Source organism: Frankia sp. CeTa3Moorea (assembly GCF_978021225.1).
Genome location: NZ_CDXDOR010000071.1, coordinates 4,111 through 25,960 on the forward strand (window position 1 = coordinate 4,111; position 21,850 = coordinate 25,960).

At 72.0% G+C, this 21,850-nt stretch carries 18 protein-coding genes and 2 pseudogenes; 16 read left to right on the forward strand and 4 right to left on the reverse strand.

What is annotated here, in order from left to right; all coding sequences use genetic code 11:
• Positions 1-412: 412 nt before the first annotated feature.
• Positions 413-3,616: an isoleucine--tRNA ligase gene (gene ileS, locus AC08OV_RS14050; protein ID WP_476614945.1), complete on the reverse strand. Its 3,204-nt coding sequence runs from the start codon at positions 3,614-3,616 to the stop codon at positions 413-415.
• A gap of 493 nt (positions 3,617-4,109) precedes the next feature.
• Between ileS and AC08OV_RS14055 the strand changes: the two genes are divergently transcribed.
• From AC08OV_RS14055 to AC08OV_RS14085, 7 genes are all read left to right on the forward strand, one after another.
• Positions 4,110-4,793, forward strand: a complete 684-nt coding sequence (locus AC08OV_RS14055) for a signal peptidase II (protein WP_476614946.1) — start codon at positions 4,110-4,112, stop codon at positions 4,791-4,793.
• A complete protein-coding gene (locus AC08OV_RS14060) occupies positions 4,774-5,715 on the forward strand; it encodes an RluA family pseudouridine synthase (RefSeq protein WP_476614947.1) in 942 nt (313 codons plus the stop codon). The genes AC08OV_RS14055 and AC08OV_RS14060 overlap by 20 nt, the downstream gene beginning before the upstream one ends.
• Positions 5,712-6,755: a hypothetical protein gene (locus AC08OV_RS14065; RefSeq protein WP_476614948.1), complete on the forward strand. Its 1,044-nt coding sequence runs from the start codon at positions 5,712-5,714 to the stop codon at positions 6,753-6,755. The genes AC08OV_RS14060 and AC08OV_RS14065 overlap by 4 nt, the downstream gene beginning before the upstream one ends.
• Positions 6,756-6,947: 192 nt before the next feature.
• Complete coding sequence (locus tag AC08OV_RS14070; RefSeq protein ID WP_476614949.1) at positions 6,948-7,592, forward strand: DUF6308 family protein; 645 nt, start codon at positions 6,948-6,950, stop codon at positions 7,590-7,592.
• Between the two features lie 49 nt (positions 7,593-7,641).
• On the forward strand, positions 7,642-8,604 hold the full coding sequence (locus AC08OV_RS14075; protein ID WP_462188896.1) for an ABC transporter ATP-binding protein: 963 nt from the start codon (positions 7,642-7,644) through the stop codon (positions 8,602-8,604).
• 13 nt (positions 8,605-8,617) lie between these two features.
• Positions 8,618-9,520 (forward strand): ABC transporter permease, encoded by a 903-nt coding sequence (locus tag AC08OV_RS14080; RefSeq protein ID WP_476619762.1) that lies wholly within the window; start codon positions 8,618-8,620, stop codon positions 9,518-9,520.
• Between the two features lie 248 nt (positions 9,521-9,768).
• A complete protein-coding gene (locus AC08OV_RS14085; protein ID WP_476619763.1) occupies positions 9,769-10,488 on the forward strand; it encodes a hypothetical protein in 720 nt (239 codons plus the stop codon).
• Positions 10,489-10,551: 63 nt separating this feature from the next.
• Here the strand turns inward: AC08OV_RS14085 and AC08OV_RS14090 are convergent, their stop codons facing one another.
• Complete coding sequence (locus AC08OV_RS14090) at positions 10,552-11,226, reverse strand: LON peptidase substrate-binding domain-containing protein (protein ID WP_476615822.1); 675 nt, start codon at positions 11,224-11,226, stop codon at positions 10,552-10,554.
• A 294-nt stretch (positions 11,227-11,520) separates the two neighbouring features.
• On the opposite strand from AC08OV_RS14090, the gene AC08OV_RS14095 reads away from it, so the two are divergent.
• Positions 11,521-11,901 (forward strand): hypothetical protein, encoded by a 381-nt coding sequence (locus tag AC08OV_RS14095; RefSeq protein ID WP_476615821.1) that lies wholly within the window; start codon positions 11,521-11,523, stop codon positions 11,899-11,901.
• A 14-nt stretch (positions 11,902-11,915) separates the two neighbouring features.
• Here the strand turns inward: AC08OV_RS14095 and AC08OV_RS14100 are convergent, their stop codons facing one another.
• Both AC08OV_RS14100 and AC08OV_RS14105 read right to left on the reverse strand, forming a co-directional pair.
• A complete protein-coding gene (locus tag AC08OV_RS14100) occupies positions 11,916-14,156 on the reverse strand; it encodes a DUF8189 domain-containing protein (protein WP_476615820.1) in 2,241 nt (746 codons plus the stop codon).
• Positions 14,157-14,450: 294 nt separating this feature from the next.
• Positions 14,451-14,654 carry a hypothetical protein gene (locus AC08OV_RS14105; protein WP_462187649.1) on the reverse strand — a complete coding sequence of 68 codons (204 nt, stop codon included), beginning with the start codon at positions 14,652-14,654 and terminating at the stop codon, positions 14,451-14,453.
• Positions 14,655-14,814: 160 nt separating this feature from the next.
• Here AC08OV_RS14105 and AC08OV_RS14110 point away from each other — a divergent pair, with 160 nt between their 5' ends.
• From AC08OV_RS14110 to AC08OV_RS14145, 8 genes and pseudogenes are all read left to right on the forward strand, one after another.
• Positions 14,815-15,753 (forward strand): Nif3-like dinuclear metal center hexameric protein, encoded by a 939-nt coding sequence (locus AC08OV_RS14110; protein ID WP_476619764.1) that lies wholly within the window; start codon positions 14,815-14,817, stop codon positions 15,751-15,753.
• Between the two features lie 114 nt (positions 15,754-15,867).
• Positions 15,868-16,611 (forward strand): zinc ribbon domain-containing protein, encoded by a 744-nt coding sequence (locus AC08OV_RS14115; RefSeq protein WP_476615182.1) that lies wholly within the window; start codon positions 15,868-15,870, stop codon positions 16,609-16,611.
• A gap of 50 nt (positions 16,612-16,661) precedes the next feature.
• Entirely contained in the window at positions 16,662-17,798 is a 1,137-nt protein-coding gene (locus AC08OV_RS14120; protein ID WP_476619765.1) for a bifunctional RNase H/acid phosphatase, read from the forward strand.
• Positions 17,799-18,565: 767 nt separating this feature from the next.
• Positions 18,566-18,928 (forward strand): annotated as a pseudogene (locus tag AC08OV_RS14125) (DEAD/DEAH box helicase family protein); the annotation flags it as partial.
• A gap of 31 nt (positions 18,929-18,959) precedes the next feature.
• Positions 18,960-19,199: pseudogene (locus tag AC08OV_RS14130) on the forward strand (DEAD/DEAH box helicase family protein); the annotation flags it as partial.
• 6 nt (positions 19,200-19,205) lie between these two features.
• Positions 19,206-19,739 (forward strand): hypothetical protein, encoded by a 534-nt coding sequence (locus tag AC08OV_RS14135; RefSeq protein ID WP_476615187.1) that lies wholly within the window; start codon positions 19,206-19,208, stop codon positions 19,737-19,739.
• Complete coding sequence (locus AC08OV_RS14140; protein ID WP_476615185.1) at positions 19,740-20,849, forward strand: type I restriction-modification enzyme R subunit C-terminal domain-containing protein; 1,110 nt, start codon at positions 19,740-19,742, stop codon at positions 20,847-20,849.
• A partial coding sequence (locus AC08OV_RS14145; RefSeq protein WP_476619766.1) for a restriction endonuclease subunit S occupies positions 20,846-21,850 on the forward strand: 1,005 nt, incomplete at its 3' end. The genes AC08OV_RS14140 and AC08OV_RS14145, both read left to right, overlap by 4 nt.

Below are 21,850 nucleotides of genomic sequence, written 5' to 3' on the forward strand. Positions count from 1 at the left end.
CCGCAGAACCCCGCCCACCAGCCGACCTTCCCGCCCGGTCCGCCCCTGCCCGCCGGCGCCGCCATGGCCCGCGACAACGGTCACAGCCGGCCGGACATGGACGCCACCCGGCGGGACGCCCCGGGAATGCAGGAGTTCTGATCATCCGCTGCGCGGCCCTCGGCGAGTCTGGTGTGGCCCTCGGCACCGGCGCGGACGGGGCCGGAGCCGACGGGCGGTCTCGTGATGGGGTGATCGAGAGATGCTGACGCTTTGTGGAGCAGTTCTTGCTCTGTGTACGGTTCTTGCGGTGGTCGGCATTCTTGCCGGCAGCGGTTTCGTCTATGCGTCCATGATCTTGACGCTGGTCGCCGCGGCGCTGCTCCCGGCGGGAGCAGTACGCCGGGCCTCTCGCTGACCTCGGGCCTCGGTCTCAGCCGCCGGTCGTCTCGTGCCGGGTGAGCGTGAACGCCAGGCCCAGCTCCTCGGCCGCCGAGCGGGCTCCCGCCTCCCGCGGCTGCGTCGCAGGCAGCTCCGTGCGGGCCACCTCGGTGAAGGAGACCGCCAGCACCTCCTCGGCCACCGTCTGACCGTGGGTACGCAGCGCGAGTGCGGTCTCCTCGCGCGTCGCCGCCCAGGAGACGTCCACCCGGTCGGTGATCTCCAGCCCTGCCGCCTTGCGCGCGTCCTGGAGCACCCGGACGACGTCGCGGGCGAGCCCGTCGCGGGCGAGCTCCGGGGAGATCTCCAGGTCGAGGGCGACGGAGAGCCCGGACTCGGCGGTGACCGCCCAGCCCTGCCGCGGCGTCTCTGTGATGATCAGCTCGTCCCCGGACAGCTCGGCCTCCTCCCCGTCGACGGTGACGGTGAGCCGGCCGTTGACGGGAGGACCGGCGGCCGCGATGGCCGCGGCGACCGCCTTGGTGTTCCTGCCGAAGCGCCGCCCCAGGGCCCGGAAGTTCGGCTTCACCGAGATGTCGACGACCTCCGAGGTCGCCGGCTCCACCGTGGTCACGTTGAGCTCCTCGGTGATCTGCGCGATCAGCTCGGGGGAGAGCTCGTCGAAGGCACTCGCGCCGATGACCGCCCGCGGCAACGGCTGGCGGGTGCGCATCCCGCTGGCGGCCCGGGCGGCACGGCCGAGTTCCACGATCCGCCGGACGAGATCCATCTGCTCCGCGAGCTCCGGCGTGTGCAGCCCCCCGGGGAGCTCGGGCCAGGCGGCAAGGTGCACCGAGTCGGGGGTCTGCGGGGAGGCGTCGGCGAACAGCCGTGACCACAGCCAGTCGGTGAGGAACGGCGTGAACGGCGCCATCACTCGGGTCAGTGCGTCCAGGCAGGTGTGCAGGGTGTCCAGGGCATCGGCGTCGCCGGCCCAGAACCGGCGGCGGGACCGGCGGACGTACCAGTTGGACAGGTCGTCGACGAACCGGGCGATCCGCCGCCCGGCCCGCAGCGAGTCGAAGTTCTCCAGCGCCTCGTCCACCTCGGCGACGGTGGCCGCGAGCTCGGACAGCGCCCAGCGGTCCAGCACGTGCCGCCGGGCCGGCGGTGTCGCGCCCGCGCCTGGGCTCGCGCCCGGCCGCCAGCCGGCCGCCCCGGCATAGAGGGCGAAGAACGACGCGGTGTTCCAGTAGGTGAGCAGGACCTTGCGGACGATGTCCTCGATCGCCTCGTGGCTCATCCGGCGGTCCGCCCACGGCGAGCCGCCGGCGAGCATCAGCCAGCGGACCGCGTCCGCGCCGTGCCGCTCGAACAGCTCGAAGGGATCGAGCACGTTGCCGAGATGCTTGCTCATCTTGCGGCCGTCGGCGTCCAGGAGCAGGCCGAGGCAGAGCACCGTCTCATAGGAGGAGCGGCCGAACACCAGCGTGCCGACCGCCATCATCGTGTAGAACCAGCCGCGGGTCTGGTCGATCGCCTCGCAGATGTACTGCGCCGGGTACTGCCGGGTGAACTCCTCGAGGTTGTGGTGCGGGGCACCCCACTGGGCGAACGGCATCGCGCCGCTGTCGTACCAGACGTCGATCACCTCGGGCACCCGGTGCGAGACGCCGCCGCAGGTCGGGCAGGTCCCGGTGACCTCGTCGACGAACGGGCGGTGCGGGTCGAGGTCGGCCAGGTTCCGCCCGGCGAGCTCGGAGAGCTCGGCGAGTGACCCGACGCACACCAGATGGGTGGGGTCGTCGTCGCAGCGCCAGACCGGCAACGGTGTCCCCCAGTATCGGTTGCGGGACAGCGCCCAGTCGACGTTGCCGCGCAGCCACTCGCCGTACCGACCGGTCCTGATCCGCTCGGGGTGCCAGGTCGTCCGCTCGTTCTGCGCCAGCAGCTCGTCGCGGATGGCGGTGGTCCGGATGTACCAGGACGGCAGCGGATAGTAGATCAACGGTGTGTGGCAGCGCCAGCAGTGCGGGTAGCTGTGCGTATACGTCGACGCCCGCCACAGCCGGCCCCGTGCGCGCAGGTCGGCGGTCAGCGGCGCGTCGGCATCCTTGAAGAACATCCCGCCGACCAAGGGGACGTCGGCGAGGAAGCGGCCGCCCGTCCCGATCGGGTTCACCACCGACAGCCCGCTCGCCCGGCAGACCGCCAGGTCCTCCGCGCCGAACGCCGGCGCCTGGTGGACCAGGCCCGTGCCGTCCGTGGTCGTCACGTAGTCGGCGAGCACGACCGAGTGCGGGACGCCGGTGCCGGCCGCGAACCGCTCCGCCGCCAGCAGTTCGAACGGGCGGGTGTAGCGGGCACCGGCCAGCTCCGCCCCGCGGAACCGCTCGACGATCTCGGCGTCCTCGCCGAGGGCCGCGGTGACCAGTGGTTCGGCGACGACGAACAACTCCCCATCCCCCGCGCGGGCCAGGACGTACTCCACCTCCGGGTGAACGGCCACCGCCGTGTTCGACACCAGTGTCCACGGGGTCGTCGTCCAGACCAGCAGCTGCGCGCCCTGCCCGGCGAGGCCGAGGGCGTCGGCGACGAGCGGGAAACGGACGTAGACCGAGGGGTCGTCGACGTCCGAGTAGCCCTGGGACACCTCGTGGTCACTAAGCGGCGTCTCGTCGCGCGGGCAGTACGGGGTGACCCGGAAGTCCTCGACCAGCAGGCCCTGGTCGAAGATCTGCTTGAGCGACCACCAGACGCTCTCGACGTAGCTGGTGTCCATGGTGCGGTAGGCGCCCTCGAGGTCGACCCAGTAGCCCATCCGCTCGGTCATCGCGGAGAAGTCCGCGACATGGCGCAGCACCGACTCGCGGCACCGGGCGTTGAACTCGGCGATGCCGAACGCCTCGATGTCGTTTTTGCTGGTGAAGCCGAGCTCCTTCTCGACCGCGAGCTCGACGGGCAGCCCGTGGCAGTCCCAGCCGGCCCGCCGGGGAACGTGGTAGCCCTTCATCGTCCGGTAGCGGGGGAACAGGTCCTTGAAGACCCTGGCCTCCACGTGATGCGCCCCCGGCCTGCCGTTGGCGGTGGGCGGGCCCTCGTAGAAAACCCACAGCGGGCGGTCCGCGGTGGCCTCCAACGAACGGTGGAACACCTTGGTGTCGCGCCAGCGGGCCAACGTCTCCCGCTCCAGGGCGGGCAGGTCCACCTGGGCGGGCAGCGGAGCGAAGGTGGGATGCCGCAGGGGGGTGCTCATCGTGGGGACCCGGTCTCCATAGTCGTGATCTCCGTCGGGCTGGCTCTCCAACGGAGGGACGACGCCTCACCGGCCCCGGGAGTGACCATCCGGCCGATGCGCCGGCCGCCTGTCCTGCCCGGACCGGGGGTACCGCGGTACCACCCTCCTTGCACACCCGCTCGGCCGGATCGGGCCGAGGGATGGCCCCTCGTTGTCCTCGCGGTGGCCGGATCTACTGGGGACCCGATGGTCGACCGGATCCCGTTCTTCCGGCGGCTCGGGGGTGATCTTCGCGACGCGCTGGCCACCGGGCTTCCACCGACCCCGGCTCGCTCGGGCTGCGCCCGCCGCTACTCGTCCCCGTCCACGCCGTACCGCTGCCCATGAGCGTAGCTCAACGGGACGAGTGGTCCCGTCCCCGGCTCGGCCCTTCGCCGCGCGGCCGGTTCATCGTCGGGACCCGGGGTCGTAGAGTGGTCCGGTAGGAGAGGTGCCGACCATCGGGAGCGGTGTGTCCGAAGATTCCGCCGATCACGCAGCGGCCGCGCCGGGGGGCGTCGCCCCGGGCGCGGGGCCCGTCGCGTCGGCGATGCCCACGAAGCCCTCGGCCCCGCCCGGGGGGCCGGCGCCGGTGCCGCGCGGGCGGGACGAGGCTCGCCCGACCGCCGGTTCCCGCCGGGCGGTGGCCACGCTGACGGTCGCGGCGGCGATCGTCCTGCTGTCGGACATCATCACCAAGCACGTCGCGGTGGCCACCCTGTCCGACCGGGGGCCTGTCGAGGTCATCCCCGGCCTGCTCGACCTAGAGCTCACCCGCAACTCCGGAGCGGCCTTCAGCCTCGCGGGCGGTGCAACGGTGCTGCTCAGCCTGGTCGCCCTGGCCGTGGTCGCGGTGGTGGTGTTCACCGCCCGCCGGCTGCGGTCGGTGGGGTGGGCTCTCGTGCTCGGCGCCCTGCTCGGCGGGGCGGTGGGCAACCTCGCCGACCGCATCTTCCGCGCGCCGGGTCCCCTGCGCGGTCACGTCGTGGACTTCGTTCACCTCCACTACTGGCCCATCTTCAACGTGGCCGACTCCGCGATCGTCTGCGGCGGCGTGCTCGCGGTCATCCTGTCCCTGCGCGGCGTGGGCCTGGACGGCACGCGCTACGCCGAGCATCAGCCCGTCGGCGGGGGCAGTGACCATCACGGGCGGTGACCTGCGGTCCCTACCGGTCCCGGACGGGCTCGACGGCGTCCGTCTCGACGCGGCGATCGCGAGGATGTTCGGGCTGTCGCGGACCGTGGCCGCCGCGCTCGTCGACGACGGCCAGGCGAGCCTTGACGGGAAGGTCCGGGGCCGGTCCGACCGGGTCAGCGGCGGTGCCTGGTTGGAGGTCCGGCTGCCCGCCCCGCCGCGTCCGGTGGCGGTGGAACCCACGCCGGTCGAGGGTCTCGGCATCCTCTACGACGACGACGACATCATCGTCGTGGACAAGCCGGTCGGGGTCGCCGCGCATCCGGCGCCCGGCTTCACCGGACCGACCGTGATCGGGGCGTTGGCGGCCGCGGGATACCGCCTCTCCACCTCGGGCGCGGCCGAGCGTCAGGGGGTGGTGCACCGTCTCGACGTCGGTACCACCGGGGTGATGGCGGTCGCCAAGAGCGAGCGTGCGTACACCCTGCTGAAACGGGCGTTCCGTGACCGTGCGGTGGACAAACGCTACCGGGCCGTGGTGCAGGGCCATCCCGATCCGCTGCGGGGCACCGTGGACGCCCCGATCGACCGGCATCCGCGCCGGCCGGGGCTGTTCGCCGTCGTCGCGGACGGCAAGCCGAGTATCACCCACTACGACCTCCAGGAGGCGTTCCGGGCCGCCTCCCTGCTGTCCGTGCGGTTGGAGACCGGGCGCACCCACCAGATCCGGGTGCACATGTCCGCCCTGCGGCACCCGTGCGTCGGGGACCTCGCCTACGGGGCCGACCCCACGCTCGCCGAGCGGCTCGGCCTGACCCGCCAGTGGCTGCACGCGGCGCAGCTGTCCTTCGATCATCCCGGTCACGGCGGACGGGTCGAGTTCACCAGCCCGGACCCGGCTGACCTGGCCGAGGCGGTGGAACGACTGCGGGACCAGCCATGACGGAGCCGGCGACGCTCGGGGAGGCGACCTCGGCGCCGGTGCCCGCTCCCGCGGCCCCTGGGGGAGCGGTGCCGGCCCAGGCCCCCGCCGGCCGGGGGTGGCCCACCGTGCGCCCACCGGTCCACGAGCTGGGGGCGCTGCTCGATCGGGTCGACGCCCGCACGCTGCCGGCGACCTCTCGCGCGATCGCGATCGTCCGGGCGCGGATGGTGGGCCTGGCGGCGCGGGAGATCGGTCGGGTCCGCCGGACCCGGGACCGGGCCCGTCCCTCGCCTGCCGGCTCCGACGACGATGACGGTCCGCCGGCCCTGCTCGACGTGGCCGGAGTCACGCCCGGCGGGGTGGTGGAATGGGGCGTCCGGATGCTTGTCCTCGGACTCGTCGCGTTGATCGTGGTGAGCGCGACGGCCGCGATCCTGCAGGGCGTCGATCATGCTCCGTCGTCCGGACGGTCCTCCCCGGCGACCGGGGAGGCGCCGACGTCCGCGAACCAGCCGGCGGCGCCCGTGTTGCCCGTGGTGACGATCGGCCCCGGGCCGAACGACCCGGTCGCCGACTACCTCGGCGCCAGCCGGCAGAACCTCGCGTCGCTGACCTCGGCCGCCCCCGGCGCCGATCTTTACGCCGTGGCCAGTCTCACCGCGCCCCGCACCCCCGCCGACCTGCTCGAGGTGTTCGGCGACTTCCGGACCGTGCAGGTGTTCTTCACCGCCGGTATCGGGGGTGAACAGGAGCAGGCCCTCGTGCGCGATCCGGTGGCCGACGTCCGGGCCGCCTTCGGGTCGGCGGCGGCCCAGGCGGACGCCCGAGCCGCTGCCGACACGCAGGTCGGCGACACTGCCGCCGCCGACCGCGAGCGGCGAGCGGCGAGCGACCTGCGGGCCGGGTGTGGATGTCTGTTCGCCGCGGTGGTCCGCGCCCCGGCCGGCCGGCTCTCGCAGCTCGAAACCGATCCTCGGGTGCGGGTGGTGGACCCGGCCCCACCGGGAAGCGGGCCACCGGGTGTGAGATTCATCCCACTGTCCCCGGACCGTCGCTGACCTGGTCGAGACCGTCCGCATGATCGGACGGTGTGCCGGGCACGGGTGGCGGACGGTGACCGTTCTGGCGTGGCACCCGACCCCTGCGCCATCGTCGACCGGGACAGGAGAAGATGAGGGGGGGAGACCGGCTTCGTCACCTGGGGTTGCGACCGGCCGGGGAGTTCACGGATCATGATGAGGAGACCCAGGTTGAAGCTGGCTAAGGGCACCCGGGAGGTCTTCGACGCGGAGAGCCTGCTCGAGGAGTACCTGGGGCCGCGCAAGCGAGGTCTGCGCTACGCCTACCCGTACTACGACGGCCTGGTCACCAATAGTGATCCGGATCTGCTGTGCACCGGGGATCTCCTGGCCCCGTGCCTGCTCGGCGTGCACGTGGACGTGGATCGGATGCACACGCTCACCGCACTGATGCCGTTGCTACAGCGGGCGTTGGACAGGCTTCCTCCCGGCATCGAGCTCATCGAGGCCGACGAGGCCACCCTCGATCTGGTCGCCGCGCTCTACGACCCCCTCGACGACCCGGACGTCTCCGACCGGGACGTCAAGGGCTCCCTCATCGCCAAGGTGCTGCACCGCAAGCGGCCCGCCCTGGTCCCGTTGTTCGACTCCAAGGTGAGGATCTTCTACCAGCACGAGGACTGCGTCCCGCCGTCGCCGCGGGACGGGCGGTCCTGGCGGCAGTACATGGGCCTGCTCATCCGCGCGATGCAGTACGACCTGCGGGAGAACGCCGAGGAGTTCCGCCGGCTCGGGGCGCTGGTACCCGTCGCGGGTCCCCCGATCACCCCGCTGCGGATGCTCGACGTCGTGGTGTGGATGAGCAGCGCGGTGTGATCAGCGCCCGTCGCCGGCCCGGGACCATCGACCGGATCCGACTGCGACAATGGTCGATGTGTTGAGCTACGCGGTCCGCGGGCTCACCCGGCGGCACGGGACGGGTGAGCATGCCGTTCTCGCCAATGATCGGATCGATCTCGACGTCCGGCAGGGCGAGGTGTTCGGGGTGCTCGGGCCGAACGGCGCCGGGAAGACCACGCTGGTCCGCCAGTTGATGGGTCTGCTGCGGCCGGACGCGGGCACGATTACCCTTTTTGGCCGCGACGTGCTGGCCGCCCGCGGTCTGCCGGCCCGGCTCGCCGCCTACCTGGGTCAGGATGATCTCGCGCTGGCCGAGCTGCCGGTCGCCACGGCCGTGGCGACCACCGCCCGCATGCGCGGTGTCCCCCGCTCCGCCGTGCGGGCGGTCCGTGACGCCGTGCTCGGCGAGCTTGGTCTGGAGGCGGTGGCGCATCGCCCGCTGTCGAAGCTGTCCGGTGGGCAACGCCGGCTGGCGTGTGTCGCCACCACCCTGGTGGGGGACCGGCCGATGCTCGTCCTCGACGAGCCAACCACCGGCCTCGACCCCGTCGCCCGGCGGGCCGTGTGGTCGGCGCTGCAACGTCGCCGGGACACCGTCGGTGTCACCGTCGTGCTGATCACGCACAACGTCCTCGAGGCGGAGTCGGTGCTCGACCGGGTCGCCGTCCTGGACGCCGGGCGGGTGATCGCCTGCGACACTCCGGGCCAGCTCAAGGCATCGTTGTCCGGTGACGTCCGGCTTGACCTCGCGTGGCGCCACGACCCGCCCGCGGACGATCCCACCGTCGCGACGTTGGCCGCGCTCGCCGTGGTCAACGGACGGCGGTGGACCATCCGGTTGGCTCCGGCCGCGGCCCGTGACGCCCTCGGCCGGTTGACCGCCGGCCCGGCGTTCGCCGCGCTGGACGATTTCAGTCTCGCCACTCCCTCGCTGGAGGACGTGTACCTCACCCTCGGCGGCGGGTCGCGGGACCTGGAGCGCGCATGATCGTGATTTTCCGGTGACCGTCGTTCCGGACGCGCTCGGGGCACCCGGTGGCGGGGCATCCGGGGTGCCGGCGCCATCGGTCGTGGATGGCCGCCCGCTTCCCGCCACGCGGCCGGCGCCGGCCTCCGCCCCGCCGAGCAGCGCCCCGCTGGCCCCGCCGCAGCTGCCGCCGTTGACGTCGTTCCGCACCGCGTTCGGTGCGGTCTACCGCGGGCAGCTCGCCCGCTCCAAGGTGGGACGGATCCCGCTGCTGTTCGTCGCGTCGTTCCAGTCGGTCGGGATCCTCGTGCTGCTGCGCGGGATTCTCGACGTCGGCGACACCACGGCCGCCGGGCAGGTCGTGGCGGGTTCCACGGTGCTCGTGGTCGCCTTCGTCGCGTTGAACCTGCTGGCCCAGCGGTTCGGGGCGCTGCGGGCGTCCGGTGCCCTGGACTACTACCTCACGTTGCCGGTGCCCGGCGTCGCGGTGGTGCTGGGCACGGCGGCCTCATATGCGACCTTCGCGGCGCCCGGCACCGTCGTCACCGCGGTGCTGGGGGCGCTGCTCTACGGGCTGCCGCTGTCTGGCCTGTGGCTGCTGCTGCCTGTCGTGGCCCTCGCCGGGATCTGCCTGTCCGGGCTCGGGGCGGCGGTCGGCCTGCTCGCTCCTCGGCCGGAGCTCGCGACCGTCGCCGGCCAGCTCGGAATGAGCATCGTGCTGTTTTTCGGTGTGATCCCCTCCGGCCGGCTGCCCGAGGTCGGCCGCTGGGCGCGGGACGCGTTGCCCAGCAGCTACGCGGTGGATGCCCTCGCGGCCGCCTTCCAACCCGGCGTCGACTGGGCGAAGGTGGTCCTCGACCTCGGGATCTGCGCCGCCGTCGGGGTGGTGGCGCTGTCTGTCGCGGCGGTGGCGCTGCGCCGTGTCGGCACGTCCTGAGGGCGTCATAGTTAGCAGGACCAGCGTAGTAGCAGGACCACTGCGGGACCGCCCGGCGCGGTAGGGTCAACGGCCTGCGGCCGGTCGGCGACGATGCGCTGGTAGGCCGGGGACGCTGGTAGGCCGGGGACGCTGGTAGGCCGGGGACGCTGGTAGGCCGGGGACGCTGGTAGGCCGGGGACGCTGGTGGCCGGGGACGCTGGTGGCCGGGGACGAGGAGACAGACAGCCAGTGGCAGGAAGCGCGTCATGACGGAGCGGTCGTCGGACATCCGCGGAGTCGAGCCGGCCGCGCTGTCCGTCCCACCCGGGGACGTCCCACCCGGAGACAGGCCGCACCACCCTGGTCAGCCGACCCTCGATCCGGCGATTGCCGTCCCCGCGGCCGGTGGGCCGGCGCCGCCCGGGCGGAGCCCGGGCCGGGCGTTCGGTGCTCGTCCGGCAGCCGTCGCTGGCCTGATCTGCGCGGCGGCGATGGCGCTCGCCGGCTTCCCGCTCGGCCTGCTCTGGGCCGCGACCGCGCCGCACCTGGATCTCGCCGCGGCGTTGGGCGGGCATGAATCGGCGTTCACAGTCCAGAGCGACATCGACGTCCGGTTCGCCCAGATCTGCGCGGTCGCCGGTGTGATCGGCGGTGCCGTGGCGTGCTGGCGGGTCCGGGACGCGGGATGGCCGGTCCCGGTCGGGCTCGCCGCGGGCGGCATCGGCGGCTCGCTGATCGCCGGCTGGATCGGCCACCTGCGGCGCTCGCCCCAGCTGCTGCACGCGCTGCCGAAGGACGCCTCTCCGCTGCTCACCGACCTGGTGGACCTGAAGGTCCGCGCGGGCGGGCTCTACTTCGTCATGCCGGTGACCGCCCTGGTCATGCTCCTCGTCGGGCTGTGGGTGACCTCGCGGGCCCGGTCGGACGCCGCCGAGGACAGGCGGGGTCCGACCGCGCCCGGCGACGGGGCTGGGGCTGGGGACTGAGCGTCGATCCCCCGGGCGGGGTGAACGTCCCACGGTTCGGCCTGGGGCCAGTTCGGGTAACGGTCAGTTCGGGCTGGGATCGACTCGGCGCAACTCGCTCGATCCGATGGTGGTGATCTTTTCCAGGAGGCCGATCTCCCGGCGGAGCAGCGCCCGTTCGGCCCGCAGTCGGCTGGCCGCGTCCGGCGCGGCGAGCAGCCCCTGACGTTCGGTGACGTCGGTGACGGCGGCGGCGGCGATCACGTACGAAAGGGCGATCGGGTCGTCGGGGAGGTCCGGCAGCGAGATCTGCACGGTGCCGGTGGCGGCGAGCCGGTCGGCGTAGGTTCGGAGCAGACGCTGGAGCGCCGGAACGGTGCCGCCGGTGTCGTCGGTGTCGCCGACGTCCTCCGGCAGGTAATCGACGTCCCCGACGAGGTAGGGCTCGCTGTGCCGGTCCACCGTGCGGATCCGGAACCGGTCACCGCCCACCGTGATGAGCGAGAACCGCCCGTCGGAGTGCTCCTGGACGCGCCGTAGCACGGCGGTGCAGCCCACGTCGTGGATCGCCGGCAGGGCCGGACCCACCTCCCGGCCTCGCCGGATGGCGATCACTCCGAACCGTCGGACCTGGTCAGCGGGCTGCTCGAGCAGTTCCCGCACCAATATCCGGTACCGTTCCTCGAAGATCTCCAGGGGTAGGACCAGCCCGGGGAGCAGGACCGTCCCGAGCGGGAACAGAGGAAGCCGCTCGCTCAACTGCGGTGCCTTCTTCCTGCCCTGCCCTCTCCGGCCCCGGACGGGACCGGAAGCGGCCGGTGGCGGTCGGGCGAGGACCGCCCGGGGCGGGTCCACGACCAGGAGTCGGACGTTTGTCCCAACCCTGTCCCCCGGTAGCCACGGTGTCCATCCGGGAAGGACTGTGATTCTCACCGGGCGCGGGTTCGGGCGCGGGTTCGGGCGCGGGTTCGGGCGGTGGGCCGGGAGCCCGGACGGTGGGCCGCCGGTGCCTGGGGGCCTTCCATCCGGGTTCGTTCGCGGAAGAATGGCCCGGTGTGGGAAACCGAGCCGGAGCTGCTGGTCGTCTTCCACCAGCCGGACCGGGGCTTCTCGACCGGCACGGGTACCGATCCACTGGCCGAACTGGCCGTCCTCGGCACCGTGACCTCGGCCCTGCGCCCCCGGCTGGCTCTCGTGGCGCTGCCCCCCTCGCGGGCGCCGGAGGTGGCTGCCCTGCCCGGGGTGTGCGGGGTCTTCGTCGATCAGGTTCCCCCGGCGCTGCGGGCGTCCCTCACCGCCGCCGAGAGCCTGTTCGTCGACGGCTGGCTGGCGCGGAGGGGTGCCAAGCACCGCGATCCCGCGGGTGGTGAGCCCTGGGACACGCCGGGGCACCTCCCGCCCGACCGGCCACCCGGGGCGCCGCCGGCCGGATGACCCCGCGCGGCGGCTCAGAACACGCGCCGGGGGACCGACCATCTCGCACCGGGGCCCGACGAACGCCAGACCATGTGGAGCCGGTCGCCGACGCGGGCGAGCACCTCCAGATGCCCGTCGAAGTTGCTCTGGATCATCGAGACGGCATCCACCCGGCCCAGCTCCGGCGCGAACGGCCGCGGTCCGCTCCAGACCGGGGATGGCGCGCCGTTGTTCCGGTAGAAGTGGATGAGTCCGCGGCCCGCGGCGGGGACGACCACCTCGAAGTTGCGGGAGCCGTCGGGGAAGGCGCTCTGGATGAGCACCGGATTGCCCGTCACGCCCTCGGCGAAGACGGGGCCGGTGCGCCAGACCGCCCTGTTGTCGCGGGTGAGGTGCACGAGCCGGTTGCCGACCCGGGCGACCGCTTCCAACATCCCGTTGCCGCCGCCCAGCGTGCCGTGGATGAGGCTGACGGCGTCGACGCGCCCGAGGTTCGCGCCGAACAGCTTCGGAGTGCTCCACGGAAATCCGTGGATGTCATGGTTGCGCCACAGGTGCAGGATGCCGACGTCCGCGGCGGGCACGAGTAGTTCGAAGTTGCCCTTGGTGCCCAGCCGGCTCTGCACCAGCGACGGAACGCCCCCCACGCCCTGGGCGAGGCGGGTCGGCGGGTGCCAGGCGAAGGCACCGGTGGAGTCCCGCCACAGGAAGTACAGCGCCGAGCCGGCCCGGACGGCGACCTCGAGGGGTCCCGGCCTGGCCAGGGTGCTCTGGATCATGGTGACGGCATCGATCCGGCCGAGCTCCTGGGCCGTCTGCCACGGGGCCATCCAGGGGAAGCCGGCCGCGTCGTTGTCCCGCCAGACGTGGGTCAGCCCGGCGAAGGCCGAGGGGACGACGGCGTCGAAGTTGCCGATCCGGCCGAGCCCCCTGCTCTGGACGAGCGCCGGGTTGCCGCTCACTCCGTGGCCCCAGCCGAGGTGGCTGGGGGTGTAGCGGCACAGCGCGAAACTGTTCGAGCGCATCAGGCAGTCGACGGGCGCGGGCGCGCAGGCGTCGCAGTTGCCGTTTGGGGCGTGGAACGCCCCCCACCGACCGCCGCAGTCGCACTGGGCGCCCGCGTACTCGTCCGGAGCGCCGAAGATGTGGCCGGTCTCGTGGGTGAAGACCCGGTCGATATTGTCCGGTCCCCAGCCGTCGTTGTCGCAGGACATCACGAGCCGGGGACCACCCACCGAGGAGTACGCGAAGTATCCCAGCGGATACTTGGTGAAGAACGCGCAGTAGGCGGACCGGGTGCCGAGCCGGGCCCGGAGCGCGTCGACGTAGTCGTAGACGCCGTCGAAGCTGGCCGGGTGGCCGAGCCGGCTCATGGTGGGGTCACGCCACAGCGCCTCGAGATCGGGCGCGTTCGGGTCCGGTGGGACGGGCAGCCGCACGATCTGGATGTCGTAGTGGAAGGTCAGGTCGGCCGCCGGGTTCGTGGTCGCGTACCAGGACAACCCGTTCTGCACCTCGGCCACGATCTTGGTGCGTTCCGCGGCGGTCAGTTGCAGTGCGGTGGTCGGCCCTTCCACGAGGATCAGCCCGACGGCCACCGATCCCTCCAGCGCCGCGCTGGTGGGGGAGGGCGCCTGGGTGGTCTGCGCGGCGGTCCGGGTGTCCGCGGGCGCGGCGGTCGGGCTCTGGGCCTCGGCCCGCCCGTTCGCCTGGGCATCCCGCCCGTTCGCCTGGGCATGCGGTGTCGTCTGGGCATGCGGTGCCGGCCGGTCCGGATCAGGCGAGCTGCCCCGGGGCGGCGGGATGTCGGTGCAGGGCCGGTCCATGTCCCACGGCCGGCCGTCACGGGGACGTTCCTGCTTGAGATGCCGGTAGGCGGCGCTGGCCCGCAGACGGAAGGCGTCCAGCCCGAGCGTCTCGGCGCGGCTCAGCCCGGGCGACACCCCGGTGGTCGACACGACGCTGCCGTCCGCGGGGGGGAGGACCGCCGCTGCCAGCCGGGCGGCGGCGCGTTCCGCCGTCGCCGTCGCCGTGGAGATGTCCCGAGGCTGGCCCAGCACGTGGACCCTGCCGTAGCGGTGCAGCGGCTGTCGTTCGTTGGCCAGGGTGGGATCGGTTGGCGAGCCGTCGCTCTCGGCGGTCTGGTCGACCCCGTCATCCGAGGATGCGCCGGTGGCTGCGATCGCCGCGAACGCCGCACGGAGTGCTCGGCCCGTCTCCCCTCCGGCCGAGATGATGAGCGCGTGTTCGTCGGCCGGTACGTCCCCCGCCATACTTGATCATTTTCCTTTCGGTGGGGAGGGCTGTGCGGAGTTGTATCGTGCTGCGGCTTTGCTGCGCCGGCTTTTGCGAAAACAAGCGCGCAGAGTGCCGATCTGGTACCTTCGCCTGCTTTGTCCGAAGGGATTGCGCCAACATAGCCGGCGGCGGGCGTCCATCGGCCGGACAGTGGCGTCACGGATCCACCGACTGGGCGGCGCCCAGGCGGATATCGGCTCCGGCCGCTGCCCGTCACCGGCGGCCGCCGGAGCCGGGCGACCGCCCACGTGGCTCGGTGGCTCAGCGGCTCAGCGCCGGTCCGGAGCGAACGGTGCCTGCGCCGATGGCACGTCGGGCCACATGGCCCCGACGGCGGGCCGTTCCGGCACGCCCATGGCCTCGGCCACCTTGCGCATGATGGCTTCCACCAGCCGGACAGCCTGCGGGGTCGCGAGGTTCAGCACGATCTCGGCATCCCCCGCCACCTGGAATCGCACTGAAACGTCCGCCATGACGACTGCCCTTTCCTCGCGGCTCGCCAGCACATTGCGGGCGTGTTGCCACCGGTGACGTTACGGGGCTGGGGCGACCGCCCGCGCGGCGCCCGGGCGCGGCACCGGGCAGTGTGACCGGCTGGCAGGTTGCTGCGACGAAGCGGGTAGGGTCACGGTGGTGACCTTTCCGTCGGCGACAGTGCGTGACTGTGTGGCCGTGCTTGAGCGTTTCTTCCCCCCGTCCTGGGCCGAGTCCTGGGACGCGGTGGGACTGGCGGTGGGTGATCCGGACGCGCCGGTCTCGGCCGTCCTGTTTGCGGTGGATCCGGCCCCAGAGGTGGCGGCCGAGGCCGCCACAGCGGGAGCTCAGCTGCTCGTCACCCACCACCCGCTGTTCCTGCGGGGAGTGCACGGCGTCGCCGAGACCGGTCCGGGCGGGCGGGTCGTGGCCACCCTGATCCGGGCCGGCGTCGCCCTGTACACCGTGCACACGAACGCCGATGTCGCCGCGCCGGGCGTGAGTGACGCGCTTGCCGACGCCCTGGGGTTGCGCGACGTCGCTCCGCTGCTCGGCCCGGGACTGCTGCCCGGCCCGGCCCCGCTGCCCGCTCCGGCGGACGCCGGGGCCGACGAGGGCGGTGTCGGTGATGAGGGCGGTGCCGGTGATGAGGGCGGTGCCGGCGGGGCGAGCGTGTGCCGGGGCCTCGGCCGGATCGGTGACCTGCCCGCGGCCGAGTCCCTGGAACGGTTCTGTGCCCGGGTCGTCCGGGCGCTGCCGGCGACGGCGGGCGGGGTCCGGGCGACGGGTACCGCGGACCGGCTCGTCCGGCGGATCGCGGTGTGCGGCGGCTCGGGGGGAGAACTGGTCGCCGCCGCCGAGGCCGCGGGAGCGGACGTCCTCGTCACCGCGGACGGCCGGCATCATCACGTCCTCGACGCCGTCGGTGCGCACGGGGTCGTGGTGGTCGACGTCGCCCACTGGGCGAGTGAATGGCCGTGGCTGAGCCAGGCCGCCACCCGCCTGCGCGCCGGTCTGCGGGCGGGGGGACGTACGGTGAGCACGTCGGTATCCGCTATCGTGACCGATCCCTGGCGGGTGCACGTTCCGTCCCGGTAGGCGGTGCCGGCGGCGCGCAGGCCCGGGTCACGGAGGGCGCCGCGTCGGGTCGGGCCTGGTCGCCCCGGCCTGGTCGGCCAGGTGTAGTCGTTCAGGCGTACCAGTGAGGAATCGATGAAGGCCGACCCAGCAGTTCAGCTCCGCCTGCTCGATCTGCAGGCGCTCGACACCGGTATCGACCGGTCGGTGGCCCGCCGACGCGGTCTGCCGGAGCACGCCGTCATCACCGAGCGCACCGCCGCGCTGACCTCGTTGGACGGTGAGGTCGTCGGGGCGCAGACCGAGCTGAGCGACGTCGCACGTGCCCAGCGCAAGCTGGAGAATGAGATCGACCTCGTGCGGACCCGTTCGGCCCGTGACTCCCAGCGGCTTGATTCCGGCGCCGTCTCGACGCCGCGTGAGCTGGAGAACCTGCAGGCGGAGCTCGCCTCGCTGACCCGCCGTCAGGGCGTGCTCGAGGACGACGCGCTCGAGAAGATGGAGATCGTCGAGGGCTTGGAGAGCCGGCTCTCCGCGTTGTCCCAGCAGCGATCGGCCCTGCAGGCCGAGCTCGACGCGGCGGTGGCCGCGCGGGACAAGGCTTACGCCGAGATCGACGCCGAGGTGGCGCGGCTGCGCCACGACCGCGACGCTCTCGTCCCGGAGCTGCCCGAGGCGCTGGTCGCGCTGTACGAGCGGATCCGGGCGTCCTCCAGCGGCGTGGGCGCCGCGGCCCTGCTGCGCCGCCGCTGCCAGGGTTGTCATCTCGAGCTGTCGGGCGGCGACCTGCGCGCCGTGGCGGCGGCGCCGGCAGATGAGGTGGTGCGCTGCGAGGAGTGCCGGCGCATCCTGGTCCGTACCCCCGAATCGGGGCTGTAGCACCGTCGGCGGGACCGCCCGCCTCGGGGTCAGACGAGGGGAGCATGTAGATGGGCACCGTGCGCAGGCTGGTCATCGAGGCCGACGGCGGGTCGCGGGGCAACCCGGGCCCGGCGGGCTACGGAGCCGTGGTCCGCGACGCCGGCTCGGGGAAGCTGCTGGCCGAGCGCGCGGACTCGATCGGGCGCGCCACGAACAACGTCGCCGAGTACTCCGGGCTGATCGCCGGGCTGCGGGCCGCCGCTGAGATCGCCCCGGACGCCGAGGTGGAGGTCCGGATGGACTCCAAGCTCGTTGTCGAGCAGATGAGCGGCCGGTGGAAGGTCAAGCATCCGGCGATGCGGCCGCTGGTGGTTGAGGCGACGGAACTCGCCGCCCGGTTCCCCGCGGTCCGTTTCCAGTGGGTGCCCCGCGCGTGCAACGCCGACGCCGATCGGCTCGCGAACGAGGCGATGGACGCCGCCGCCGCCGGGCGGGCCTGGGAACCCGCGGTCCCGCAGTCCCCGGACCCGGTCCCGCACCGCGCGCCGACGACAAACCGGCTCTCCGGCTGGATGGCGCCGCCCGCACCGCCGACGACGACCGTGCTGCTGCGTCACGGGCAGACCCCGCTCTCGGTGGAGAAGCGGTTCAGCGGGACGGTCGAGGCGGCCCTGACCGACGTCGGGCTCGGCCAGGCCGCGGCCGTGGCGAACCGGCTGCGCGACGAGCCGTTCGATCTCGTCGTCAGTTCGCCGCTGAAGCGGGCCCGGCAGACCGCCGAGGCCCTCGGCCGCGACTATGTCGTCGTCGATGATCTGCGGGAGACTGACTTCGGCGCCTGGGAGGGGCTGACCTTCGCCGAGGTGCGTGAGAAGTTCCCCGACGAGCTCAATGCCTGGCTCGCCGACCCGCACGTCCCGCCGCCCGGCGGGGAGAGCCTGATCGCCACCGTGGCCCGGGTGGCGCGGGTGCGTGACCGGCTGCTCGCCGAGCAGCCGGGCGGGCGGGTCCTCGTCGTCTCACACGTCACGCCGATCAAGGGGTTGGCCCAGCTGGCGCTGGCGGCGGAACCGGCCGTGCTCTACCGCCTCCACCTGGATCTGGTGTCGATAACGACTATCGACTGGTACTCCGACGGCCCGGCGGTGCTACGCGGGTTCAACGACACCCATCACATGACGGGCCAGACGATCTACGGCGAATAGGGGCAGCTCAGGCGGAGACGCAGGCGCTGCATTCCACCGTTGTGGATCTCCATGGGCGGATCTCGAGGCTCACGGTGGTCTCTTCCGCGGACCGGTCCGATGCGCAGGTCGGTGGTGCGGTCGAGGGGATGGTGTTCGACGCCGACGCCGACGCCGACGCCGACGCCGACGCGATGTCGGTGCGTGAGGTGCTGTCCCCGCAGACCGGCGTGCGGGTATCCGGGGTGGGCGGCCGTGAGCGGCGGACGACGGCGGACGAGCGTGAGGCGTTCATCCAACGGGCCAGGGTGGCGGCCCGCGAGCCGCGCACGGAGGTCCAGGTCCGGGCCGAGGTCGACCGGATGCTGTGGGCGGCCGGATGGGTCGTGCAGGACGTCTCCGCGCTGAACCTGTTCGCCGCCGACGGGGTGGCGGTGCGTGAGGGGCGCACGGTCTCCGGTCCGGCCGACTACTTGCTGTACGTCAACCAGGCGCTGGTCGGTGTGATCGAGGCGAAGCGGGAGGGGACGCCGCTCACCCAGGTAGAGAGCCAGTCCGCCCGATACGCGGAGACGTTGACGAAGGAGCAGCGGATGGCCGCCTGGCGTGCCCCGCTGCCGTTCCGGTACGAGACAACGGCGGTGGAGACCCAGTTCACCAACGACCTCGACCCCGCGCCGAGGGCCCGGCGGGTCTTCTCCTTCCACCAGCCGGCGACACTGGCCCGATGGATGCGGGAGGCCGACGAGGACCCGGCGTACCCGACCCTGCGGGCCAGGCTCGCCGCGATGCCGGCGGCGTTTCCGCTGGCCACCGGGTCGCTGCGGCCGGCGCAGGTCGACGCGGTGACCGGGCTGGAACGTTCGCTCGCCGCCGGCCGGCCGCGGGCGCTGATCCAGATGGCGACCGGTGCGGGAAAGACGTACGCGGCCGTGACCGCGAGCTGCCGGCTGCTGCGCCACGCGCGGGCCCGCCGCGTCCTGTTCCTGGTGGACCGCAACAACCTGGGCCGGCAGGCGCGCACCGAGTTCTCCGGCTACCCGATCCCGGATGACGGCCGCCGGTTCACCGACCTGTACAACGCCGAGATCCTCGCCGGCTCGGGGATGGCCGACTCCTGGCAGGTGGTTATCTCGACGGTCCAGCGGCTGTACGCGGTGCTGTCGGGCCGCAGCGTGCCGGATGCCGACACCGACGACCCGGACCTCGACGACGGCCCGGCGGAGATGGGCGACGAGGACGCCGAGCCGGCCGGAGAGTGTCGACCTCATCATCATCGACGAGTGTCACCGTTCCATCTACGGGAAATGGCGGGCGGTGCTGGAGTACTTCGAGGCCTTCCAGGTCGGGCTCACCGCGACTCCGACGAAGCAGACGCTGGGGTACTGCCAGCGGAACCTGGTAAGCGAGTACACCAACCAGCAGGCGGTGGCGGACAAGGTCAACGTCGACTTCGACGTCTACCGCATCCGCACGAAGCATGGCGAGCGGGGCGACACCATCGAGGCCGGCATCACCGTGCCGCGCCGTGACCGGCGGACCCGGGCGCAGCGGTACGAGGAGCTGGACGACGACTTCAGCTACGGCCCGGACCAGCTCGGCCGATCCGTCATCAGCGAGGGAAACCTCGACCTGGTGCTCACGACGTTCCGGGACAGGCTGTTCACCGAGATCTTCCCGGGCCGCACCGAGGCGCCGAAGACGCTGGTGTTCGCCCGCGACGACAACCACGCTGACGAGATCGTCCGCAGGATCCGGGAGGTCTTCAACCGGGGCAACGACTTCGCCGCGAAGATCACCTGCTCGGTACGGAACACCGAGGAGCTGCTGGCCTCGTTCCGGAACTCGGCGGAGCTCCGCGTCGTCGTCACCGTCGACATGATCTCCACCGGGACGGATGTGCGTCCGCTGGAATGCCTGCTGTTCCTGCGCAACCCGAAGAGCCCGGTCGCCTTCGAGTAGATGAAGGGGCGCGGCGCGCGGACGATCGACCCGACCGAGTTCCAGAGCGTCACCCCGGACGCGCGCACCAAGGACCGGTTCGTACTGGTCGACGCGGTCGGCGTCGTCGACACGAAGCGGGTGGACGCGGCCCCACTGACCCGGCATACCGAACGGCAGATCAGCCTGGAGGCGTTGCTGCGCAAGGCCGGCAGCCTGGAGATCACCACAGCGGAAACGGCGACACTCGCCTCCCGGCTCGCCCGGCTCGCCCGGCTCGCCCGGCTCAACCAGCAGCTCACCGCCGAGGAACGCACCGAGCTGGAGGCCCTCGCGCAGACGCCGCTGACGTCCGTGATTGGCAGCCTGATCCAGGCCGCCGACCCGGACCGGCTGGCCGACGCCGAGGCCGCCGGCCCGGCCGCTATCCGCGAGCTGGTGAAGGCGGCGGTGCGCCCGCTGGCGGCCAATCCCGCCCTACGCGCCCGCATGCTGGAGATCCGCCGCGCCCACGAGATCACCATCGACGAGGTGAACGCGGACGTCCTGCTCTCCGCCGGGGGCGTCGACTGGACCGAGCTGGCGCGCGATCAGGTCACCTCCTGGCGGGCGTTCCTCCGCGAGCACCACGACGAGATCGCTCTGATTGAGGCGTCCTACGAGCACGGCGGCGGGCCGCGGCCGGTGTACGCCCAGGTGATCGAGCTGGCGGCGCGGATCGCCCGACCACCGTACCTGTGGTCGCCGACTACGCTGTGGCGGTCGTACCGGGTGCTGGGGCTGGCGCCGGAGGAGCCGGAGGTAAATTACGGACCATTGGATCTGATCGGGCTGATCCGCTATGAGCTGGGCGTTGACGTCCAGCCGCGACCCCACCGGACCGTCGTCGAGGAGCGGTTCACCGCCTGGCTCACCGCGCAGCGGCACGCCGGCGTCGCGTTCACCCACGACCAGACGTGGTGGCTGGAGAAGATCAAGGAGATCGTGGTGAGTGCGGCGGGCTTCGCTGACGGCGACTTGGACGAGTGGCCGTTCACCCAACGCGGCGGAACGGACGGTTTCCTGGCCGCCTTCGGTAATGACCGCGCCAGCACCGTCCTCGACACCCTCCGCGCCGGCCTCACCGCATGACCGACCTCCCCCCCGGCTGGGAATGGGCCTGTCTGGAAGACTTGCTGGCGGTAGAACCCAGAGCCATCACCGACGGGCCTTTTGGGTCGAACCTGGCTTCGCGCCACTATACTTCGTCGGGTGCCAGAGTGATTCGCCTTCAGAACATTGGTGACGGTGCTTTCAACGACAGCGACAAGGCTTATATAGACCTCGATCATTTCGAGGAGTTGCGTGCGCACGAAGTGCACGCGGGTGACCTCGTTGCTGCCTCGCTGGATGAGGAACTCCCTCGGGCATGTATTGTTCCGGATCTCGGAGTACCAGCTGTCGTGAAGGCCGATTGTATTCGGGTTCGGCCCCACCCTTCCATCGAACCGAGTTGGCTGCTTCATGCCCTGACCTCACCGCAGTCTCGAAGATATTCGGCGTCCAAGATCAGGGGAGTCGGTCGACCTCGTCTTGGCCTCGGGGAGCTGCGACGTGTACCTCTCCCGGTGCCTCCGTTGGTCGAGCAGCGCCGCATTGTCGCAGTCCTCGAAGGGTCGCTTGAGAGAATCAGGCAAGGCGTAGGCGGGTTGGAACGTACGTTATTGCGAATTGATCATCTGCGAAGTTCGTTGCTGTCGGCGGTGTGCTTCGGCAGGGTTGGTCGGTGGGCCGACGCGCCACGTGTCACATTTCTTCATGAGCGAGTGTCGGTAGACGGTGATGTTCCGGGGATTCCACTGGAGTGGCGCTGGTGCCGTCTTGGAGAGATCGCCGACGTGGTGGGTGGGGTGACCAAGGACGGCAAGAAGCAATCCGACCCGGACCTTCCTGAGGTTCCGTACCTGCGTGTGGCGAATGTGCAGCGAGGTTATCTGGATCTTGCGAAGATATCGACGATCCGGGTGCCCGCAGCCAAGGCTCGTGCGCTCACTCTTCAGCCGGGCGATGTTCTTCTGAACGAAGGTGGGGACCGCGATAAGCTCGGACGTGGGTGGGTGTGGGGCGGGCAGATCGACGGGTGTATTCACCAG